Genomic DNA, 8,464 nt, shown 5'->3' with positions numbered 1-8,464 from the left:
TGCCGAAGGCATCGCGCGCGCGATGGGTGGGGGTGGCCAGCAGCGCCGCCATCTCCGGCACCACGGCGAAGGGCAGGCGGCGGCGGATGGCCTCGGCGAACCACTCCTCGGCGCTGCGCGCGGCGAGGCGCGGCGCGAAGAGGGCCTCCAGCGCATCGGCATGGCGCAGCCGGTCCAGCCCGATGACGAAGCGCGGGTCCTCCGCCAGCTCCGGCAGGCCGACCATCTCGCAGAAGGCGCGGAACTGCGCGGGGGTCACGATGGTGACGCCGAGCCAGCCCTCGCGGCAGCGATACACCCCGAGGGGGGAGCTGGGCGCGAAGCGGTTGACGCCGTAGCGCCGCTCCACCTCCGGGTTGGTGACGCTCTGCGCCGCCTGGTACTCGGCCACCGCGATGTTGGCCTCGTGCAGGCTGATCTCCAGCCGGCGCCCGGCGCCGGACCACAGCGCGGCGGCCACCGCGTTGAAGGCGGCGAGCGCGCCCGTCACCGCCCCGGCGATGCCGCCCAGCAGGGAGGGCGGCCCTTCCGCCGGGCCGGTGCAGGCGAAGACGCCCGCCAGCGCGCGCACCACCGCATCGGTGGCCGCGAGATCCCGGTAGGGTCCGCTCTCGCCGAACCAGGAGATCTCGGCGGCGACCAGATGCGGCTGGTCGAGCCCGAGGCGCGTGCCTTCCCGCGCCGCCGGGGCGCGGCCGTCGAGCAGCACGTCGCAGCCCGGCAGCAGGGCGCGGGCGCGCTCCAGCCCGGCATGGCCGGCGAGATCGGCGGTGAGGCTGCGCTTGTTGGTGCTGAGCCAGCCAAAGAGCGCCGATTCCGCGCCATCCCCGCTCTCCACCAGGGGCGGCTCGCGGCGCAGCGCATCGCCCCCCGGCGGCTCCAGCTTCAGCACCTCGGCACCGAAATCGGCGAACAGCTTGCCGAGGTAGGAGAGGGCGACGCCCTCGCCCAGCTCCAGCACGCGCAGATGCGCGAAGGGCAGGGGGGCGTCCGGCGGCCGGGGCATGCGCATCCTCCCGAGGCCGCGGTGCAAGGCGGGCGGCCTATTTTGTGATTTGTGACAACTAAATCCCGCCTAGTCCGCCGCGTCAAGCACCGGGCGCGGCCGCGGCAGCGCCCCGACATTGATCTCAGGCAGCCGCCGCAGCAGCACCTCGGCATAGACGCTGATGTCCCGCTGGATGGCGAGCCGCGCCAGCGCGCCGTCCTGCGTGCGCATCGCGCGGATGATGTCGTTGTGCGGATGCGCGTCCGGGTGGTGCAGGAAGCGCACCTGCCGCAGCCCCGCCACCAGCGGCCCGCATTGCAGCCACAGCCCCTCGATGATGCGCGCCAGCACCGGCATGTTGGCGAGCGCGCAGATCTCCATGTGGAAGCGCTCATTCTCCACCAGCATCGCGACGCCCTCGCCGCTGAGCCGTGCCTCGGTCATGCGGGCATGGATGGCGGCGAGGCGCTCGGCATCGGCGGGGGTGGCGCGCTCGGCGGCGCGGGCGGCGGCCTTGCCCTCCAACTCGCCGCGCAGCTCGGCGATCTCGCGGAAGCGCTCGTCGGACAGCACCGGCACGCGCACCGAGCGGTGGTCGAACTGCTCCAGCGCGCCCTCGCTCACCAGCCGCGCCAGAGCGTCCCGCACCGGCGTGGCGCTGACGCCCAGCTCCTGCGCCAGGTCCCGCAGCTTCAGCTTCTCGCCGGGGCGGAAGCGGCTGCGCATCAGCTCGGTGCGGAGGCGCTGATAGACCTTGGCGCCGATGCTCTCGGCGGTGATGGGAAGGGGCGGGGCGTCTGCGGTGTCCGGCATGGAGGCTTCCTGCCATGGGGCGGGGCTGCTTGACAGTCCTGCCGCCATGCTGTGATCTGTGACAACAAAATAAAGGCTCCTGGGGGAAACGACCATGGCCGAGGTGAAAATCGCCGCTGAGATCGCGGCCTCCGTCTGGCAGATCCAGGCACGGCCGGGCGATACGCTGGCCGAGGGCGACACCGTCCTGCTGCTGGAATCGATGAAGATGGAGATCCCGGTGACCGCGCCGCGCGCCGGGCGCCTCGCCGCCATCCTGGTGGCGGAAGGCGAGGCGGTGGAGGAAGGCCAGACCGTCGCGCTGCTGGAGGCGTGAGCATGGCCGCCGATGCCGTCCTGATCGCCAACCGGGGCGAGATCGCCTGCCGCATCGCCGCCACCTGCCGGCGCATGGGCCTGCCCACCGTGGCCGTCTTCTCGGAGGCCGACGCGGCGGCGATGCATGTCGCCGCGGCGGACCGGGCGGAGCCGATCGGCCCGGCGCATCCGCGCCATTCCTACCTCTCCATCCCGGCGCTGATCGAGGCGGCGCGGCGCTCGGGCGCGCGCATGGTGCATCCGGGCTATGGCTTCCTCAGCGAGAATGCCGAATTCGCCGCGGCCTGCGCCGGGGCGGGGCTGGTGTTCATCGGCCCCTCGCCCGAGGCGATCCGCGCCATGGGCGGCAAGGCGGCGGCCAAGGCCGTGGCGCGCCGGGCCGGCGTCGCCGCCGTGCCGGGCTATGAGGGCGAGGACCAGTCCGAGGGCCGGCTGCTGGCGGAGGCGGAGGCGATCGGCTTCCCCGTGCTGATCAAGGCCGTGGCGGGCGGCGGCGGCCGTGGCATGCGCGCCGTGGCCGAGGCCGCGGGCTTCCCCGCCGCCCTGGCGGCGGCGCGGCGTGAGGCCGGCGCCTTCGGCGACGAGCGGGTTCTGGTGGAGAAGCTGGTGCCGCGCGCCCGGCACATCGAGGTGCAGATCCTGGCCGATGGCCATGGCACCGTGCTGCACCTGGGCGAGCGGGACTGCACCCTGCAGCGCCGCAACCAGAAGCTGGTCGAGGAATCCCCCGCGCCGGGCGTCGATCCGGCGCTGCGCGCGGAACTCGGCCGGCGTGCCGCGGCGCTGGCGCGGGCGGTGGGCTATGTCGGCGCCGGCACGGTGGAGTTCGTCGCCGAGGCGGGCGCTACGCCGCAGGCGGACCGCATCTGGTTCATCGAGATGAACACCCGCCTCCAGGTGGAGCACCCGGTCACGGAGATGGTCACCGGGCTCGACCTGGTGGAGTGGCAGATCCGCGTCGCCCGGGGTGAGAGGTTGCCCTGGACGCAGGCGGAGATCCGGCTGGAAGGCCATGCCGTGGAGGCCCGGCTCTGCGCCGAGGACCCGGCGCGCGGCTTCCTGCCTTCGCCGGGGCGGCTGGCGGAGTTGACCCTGCCCGGGGCGGCGCCGGGGCTGCGCGTCGATGCCGGGGTGCGCCAGGGCGACACCCTCACCCCCTTCTACGACCCGATGATCGCCAAGGTCATCGCCCACGCCCCGACCCGGGCCGAGGCGCTGGCGAAGCTCGCCGCCGCGCTGGAAGGCTGCACGGCCCGCGGCGTGGCGCTGAACGCCGCCTTCCTCGCCGCCGCGCTGCGCAGCCGGGCGATGCGCGCGGCCGAGATGGACACGCATTTCCTCGAACGCGCCCGCGCCGGGCTGCTGGCCGGCGACGCCGCCGCCTGACCCTGGACGCGAACAGGAGCGCCCCCCGATGCCCGATACCCACACGCCCCCCGCCAGCAACTGGCAGCCCGAGCTGGACGAGCTGCGCCGGCGCGAGGCCATGGCGCAGCAGATGGGCGGCGCCGACAAGGTGCGCCGCCAGCACGAGGGCGGCCGCCTGACGGTGCGCGAGCGGGTGGACCGCCTGGCCGATCCCGGCAGCTTCCACGAGATCGGCGCCATCGCCGGCCGCGCCGAATACGAGCCGGACGGCACGCTGCGCCAGCTCGTCCCCTCCAACTGCGTCTTCGGCCGCGCCGAGATCGACGGCCGCCCGGTGGTGGTGGTGGGGGACGACTTCACCGTGCGCGGCGGCTCGGCCGATGCCACCATCCGCGAGAAGCCGCTGATGGCCGAGCGGATGGCCAATGAATACCGCCTGCCCATCATCCGCGTCATCGAGGGCTCGGGCGGCGGCGGCTCGGTGAAGACCATCGAGACCACGGGGCGGGCCAACCTGCCGGGCGGCGTCGGCGGCACCGGCCTGTTCCACTACACCACCCTCAACCTCAGCGCCGTGCCGGTGGTGGGGCTCGGGCTCGGTTCGGTGGCAGGCCTCGGCGCGGCGCGGCTGGCCGCCAGCCACTACTCGGTGATGACCAAGAGCGCCGCCATGTTCGTCGCCGGCCCGCCGGTGGTGAAGCGGCTCGGCCAGGACCTCACCAAGCAGGAGCTGGGCGGCTGGGAGATCCAGACCAGGTCCGGCGCCGTGGACCATGCGGTGGAGACGGAGGAGGAGGCCTTCGACTGCGCCCGCCGCTTCCTCTCCTACCTGCCCTCCTCGGTGCACGGCCTGCCGCCCGATACCGCCTGCCAGGACGATCCCGGGCGGCGTGAGGAGAAGCTCTTCTCCATCGTCCCGCGCGACAAGCGGCGCGTCTACCAGATGCGCCAGATCATCGAGGCCGTCGTCGACCAGGGCAGCTTCTTCGAACAGGGGAAGATGTTCGGCCGCTCGCTGATCACCGGCTTCGCCCGCTTCGGCGGCCGCGCCGTGGCGCTGATGGCGAGCGACCCGTATTTCTACGGCGGCTCCTGGACGGCCGAGACCTGCCAGAAGGTGGTGCGCTTCCTCGACATGGCGGAGACCTTCCGCCTGCCCGTGGTCTATCTGGTGGACTGCCCGGGCTTCATGATCGGGCTGGAGGCGGAGCGCGCCGCCACCATCCGCCACGGCGTGCGCGCCATGGCGGCGATGAACCAGACCACCGTGCCCTGGTGCAGCATCATCATCCGCAACGCCTTCGGCGTGGCGGGGGCGGCGCACACGCCGGCGGGGCGGCTCTCGCTGCGCTATGCCTGGCTCTCGGCGCGCTGGGGCTCGCTGCCGCTGGAGGGCGGCATCGAGGCCGCCTACCGCGCCGAGATCGAGGCGGCGCCCGACCCGGCCGCCAAGCTCGCCGAGATCGAGCACAGGCTGGGGCTGCTCCGCTCGCCCTTCCGCACGGCCGAGACCTTCTGGGTGGAGGAGATCATCGACCCGCGCGAGACGCGGCGGCTGCTCTGCGAGTTCACGCAGCTGGCCGGGCCGCTGCGCGCGGCGCAGCCCGGGCGGTTCCAGATGCGGCCCTGAGCTCCGCCGCCCGGCCGGGCGGCGGTTTACCGGAAGAGGGCGGCTCCCATGCAGGGCCGCCCCGGGAGGATCCGCGATGAGGATGTTCACCGCCCTGGCCGGCACGGCCAGGGTGCTGGGTCTGGCCGCCCTGCTGGCGTCCGCCCCCCTGGCGCTTTCCCGAGCGGCCGAGGGGGCCTTCCCCGACCGGCCGCCGCGCATCATCGGCGGCTTCGCGCCCGGCGGCACCAGCGACATCGTGGCGCGGCTCGTGGCCGAGGCGGTGGCCCCCGCCTTCGGCCAGCGGCCGGTGGTCGAGAACCGCACCGGCGCCAATGGCGCGATCGCCGCCGAGGCGGTGGCCCGCGCGGCGCCGGATGGCCACACGGTGCTGCAATGCGCCACCGGCCTGCTCACCATCACGCCGCAGCTGCCCGGCGCGCAGATGCCGCTCGACCCCGCTCAGGAGCTGGTGCCGATCGTCAACGTGGCACACTCCACCCAGGTCATGGTGGTGGCCGCGCAATCCCCGTACCAGGACGTGGCGGGCTTCCTGGCGGCGGCGCGGCGGCAGCCGGGGCGGCTGAGCTACGCCAGCGCCGGCATCGGCTCCGTCTCCCACCTCTCCGGCGCGCGGCTGGCGCAGCAGGCGGGGCTCGGCCTGGTGCACGTGCCCTATCGCGGCGCCGCGCTGGGCGTGGTGGACGTGGTTGCCGGCCGGGCCGACACCATCATCACCAACCTTGGCGACGTGGTGGCGCAGATCCAGGGCGGCGGGCTGCGCCTGCTAGCCTTCGCCGACGGCATGGGCTCGCCGCTCTTCCCGGAGGCGCCGCAGATCTCAGCCACGGTGCCGGGCTATGCCGTCAGCGGCTGGTTCGGCCTGTGCGGCCCGCGCGGAATGCCGGCCGGGCTGGTGGCACGCTGGGCCGCGGCGGTGCGCCAGGGCATGGACACGCCGGAGATGCGACGGCGCCTGCAGGAGGTGGGGCTGACCCCGCGCCTGGAGGAGCCGGCGCGCTTCGCCGAGACCATCGCCCAGGACCACCGCGACTGGGGTGCGGTGATCCGCGCCGGCGGCATCCGCGTCGAATGAGCGCGCGCTGCAGGATCCCAGACCCACCATCCCTCAGGAGGACAATCGCCATGCTGCGACACCTGCTGCCGGCCGCCCTCGCCGTTACCCTCGCCGCCGCCCCCGTGCCCTCCCGCGCCCAGGCGCCCGAGGCGGCGCTGCCGGACCGCACGCTGCACATCATGGCCGGCTTCGCCGCGGGCGGCACCTCGGACCTCGTGGCACGGCTGATCGCCGATGGCGTCGGCGCCGTCACGGGCCGCCGGGTGGTGGTGGAGAACCGCACCGGCGCCAATGGCTTCCTCGCCGCCGATGCGGTGGTGCGCGGCCCGGCGGATGGCTCGATGCTGTTCCAGTGCCCGATGGGCACCATGACCATCAGCCCCGAGCTGCCCGGCATGATCATGCCGGTGGACCCGCGCAAGGACCTGGTGCCGGTGGCCAATGTGGCGCTCTCCAGCTACGGCGCCGTGGTGCGGGCGCGCGGCCCCTACCAGGACATGGCCGATGTGCTGAAGGCGGCGAAGGCGAAGCCCAACGCCATCAGCTACGCCAGCGCCGGCATCGGCACGGCGCAGCACCTGACGGGCGAGCGGCTGCAGCGCATGGCCGGGGTGCAGATGCTGCACGTGCCCTATCGCGGCGCCGCGCCGGCGGCGATGGACGTGATGGCCGGCCGCGCCGACTTCATGGTGACCAACCTGGGCGACGTGGTGGGGCAGATCCGCGGCGGCGAGCTGCGCCTGGTGGCGCTGGGCGACGCCTCGATGAAGCCGGCCTTCCCGGAGACGCCGCTGCTCTCCGACACGGTGCCGGGGCTGGAGGTGGTGGGCTGGTTCGGCCTCTGCGGCGCCAGCGGCATGGCGGAGCCGGCGATCCGGGCCTGGGCCCGGGCGGTGGAGACGGCGCTGCAGGACAAGACCCTGCAGCAGCGCCTGCGCGAGAACGGGCTGACGCCGCGCTTCGAGGAACCCGCCGCCTTCGCCGCCCGCATCGAGCAGGACCGGCGCGCCTGGGGCGAGGTGATCTCGGCGGCCAAGGTCCGGGTGGACTGAGCCCGTCCCTGGCGCGCCGGTTGGATGCATCCAGCGCGCCAGGATCTTCCTCATGTCGAGAATTCAGAACGGCTCTTAAAAGACTGTTCTTAAATGATTGACACTATCCGGCGGGCTGGGGCAGCGCCGCCCCGGCCTCGGCCGCCGCCCGCCCGAAGCGGTCCGGTGCGAAGGCGGCGATGGGATGGCTGGTGCCGCCCGAGACCACCAGATCGGCGACGATGCCGCCGATGAGCGGTGCGATGGCGAAGCCATGGCCGCAGAAGCCGAAGGCGTGCACCAGCCCCTCCGCCACGGCGGAGCGGCCGATGACGGGGATGTCGTCCGGCAGCACGCCCTCGATGCCGGCCCAGGCATGGACCATGCGCGTCTCCGCCAGGATGGGGAACAGCGCCAGCGCGGTGCGCGCGGAGAAGGCGAGGCGCTCCATGTCCAGCGTCACCCGGCCTGTGGAGAGGTTGGCCACGCCCTTGTGCCCGCCGCCGATCATCACCTGCCCGGAGGCGCTCTGCTTGAAGGAGATGGGCCGGCCCGTCGCGCCCACCACGGGGGCAACGAAGGGGGCCATCGGCGCCGTCAGCATCATCATGAAGGCGTTGAAGCCGAGCGGGATGTCCTCGCCCGCGGCACGTGCCACGCGGCCGGCCCAGGCGCCGGCGGCGTTCACCAGCACCGGGGCGGCATGGCGGGCGCCATCGGCGCAGCGGAGATGCCAGAGGCCGCCGTGCCGCTCCAGCGCGGTGACGCGGGCGCCCTCCACCACCTCCGCCCCCAGCGCCAGGGCGGCGCGGCGGAAGGCGAGGGTGGTGCGGTAGGGCTCGGCAAAGCCGTCCCGACGGCAGAGGATGCCGCCCACGCAATGCGGCGCCAGCGCCGGCAGCCAGCGGCGCAGCGCCTCCGGCCCGATCAGTTCCTCATGGGCATGGCCCTGCGCGCGCATCCCGGCCACGCGCCGTTCCAGCACGGCCAGCTCGGCGGCATCCTCGGCCACCTTGATCTGGCCGGTGGGCTGGAAGCCGCAATCCTCGCCCACCAGGGCGGCGATGCCGTGCCAGAGATCCAGCGCCGCCAGGGCCAGCGGCACCTCCGCCGAGTGCCGCCCCAGCGTGCGCACCCCGCCGGCCGAGAAGCCGGAGGCATGGGCGCCGGCCACCTCCTTCTCCAGCACCCGCACGCGCCGGCCGCGCCGCGCCAGGTGCAGCGCCGCCGAAAGCCCGTGCAGCCCGCCGCCGATGACC

8 protein-coding genes are annotated in these 8,464 nt (G+C 74.0%); 5 read left to right on the top strand and 3 right to left on the bottom strand.

Translation table 11 applies throughout. The annotated features are described in order from the left end of the window. Together ACZJYS_RS20610 and ACZJYS_RS20605 are read right to left on the bottom strand one after the other, a co-directional pair. Positions 1–1,006: CoA transferase (locus ACZJYS_RS20610; RefSeq protein ID WP_493180161.1), on the bottom strand; the 1,006-nt coding region annotated here is incomplete at its 3' end. Between the two features lie 69 nt (positions 1,007–1,075). Further along, positions 1,076–1,801, bottom strand: a complete 726-nt coding sequence (locus ACZJYS_RS20605; RefSeq protein WP_181378143.1) for a GntR family transcriptional regulator — start codon at positions 1,799–1,801, stop codon at positions 1,076–1,078. Between the two features lie 94 nt (positions 1,802–1,895). Here ACZJYS_RS20605 and ACZJYS_RS20600 point away from each other — a divergent pair, with 94 nt between their 5' ends. From ACZJYS_RS20600 to ACZJYS_RS20580, 5 genes are all read left to right on the top strand, one after another. After that, the gene (locus ACZJYS_RS20600; protein WP_109517393.1) at positions 1,896–2,117 is read left to right on the top strand and encodes a biotin/lipoyl-binding carrier protein; all 222 of its coding nucleotides are present in this window, start codon (positions 1,896–1,898) and stop codon (positions 2,115–2,117) included. A gap of 2 nt (positions 2,118–2,119) precedes the next feature. Further along, a complete protein-coding gene (locus ACZJYS_RS20595) occupies positions 2,120–3,505 on the top strand; it encodes an ATP-binding protein (RefSeq protein WP_493180160.1) in 1,386 nt (461 codons plus the stop codon). A 28-nt stretch (positions 3,506–3,533) separates the two neighbouring features. Further along, complete coding sequence (locus ACZJYS_RS20590; protein ID WP_493180159.1) at positions 3,534–5,117, top strand: acyl-CoA carboxylase subunit beta; 1,584 nt, start codon at positions 3,534–3,536, stop codon at positions 5,115–5,117. A 76-nt stretch (positions 5,118–5,193) separates the two neighbouring features. Then, positions 5,194–6,192: a Bug family tripartite tricarboxylate transporter substrate binding protein gene (locus tag ACZJYS_RS20585; protein WP_493180158.1), complete on the top strand. Its 999-nt coding sequence runs from the start codon at positions 5,194–5,196 to the stop codon at positions 6,190–6,192. Positions 6,193–6,242: 50 nt separating this feature from the next. Then, complete coding sequence (locus tag ACZJYS_RS20580; protein WP_493180157.1) at positions 6,243–7,226, top strand: Bug family tripartite tricarboxylate transporter substrate binding protein; 984 nt, start codon at positions 6,243–6,245, stop codon at positions 7,224–7,226. Between the two features lie 103 nt (positions 7,227–7,329). On the opposite strand, the gene ACZJYS_RS20575 is transcribed toward ACZJYS_RS20580, so the two are convergent. Further along, positions 7,330–8,464, bottom strand: a 1,135-nt coding sequence (locus ACZJYS_RS20575) for an NAD(P)/FAD-dependent oxidoreductase (RefSeq protein WP_493180156.1), incomplete at its 5' end; no start/stop codon positions are given.

Source organism: Roseomonas sp. TS2 (assembly GCF_058833935.1).
Note: the sequence above shows the minus strand (reverse complement) of the source record. Positions and strands in the feature narration are given on the sequence as shown.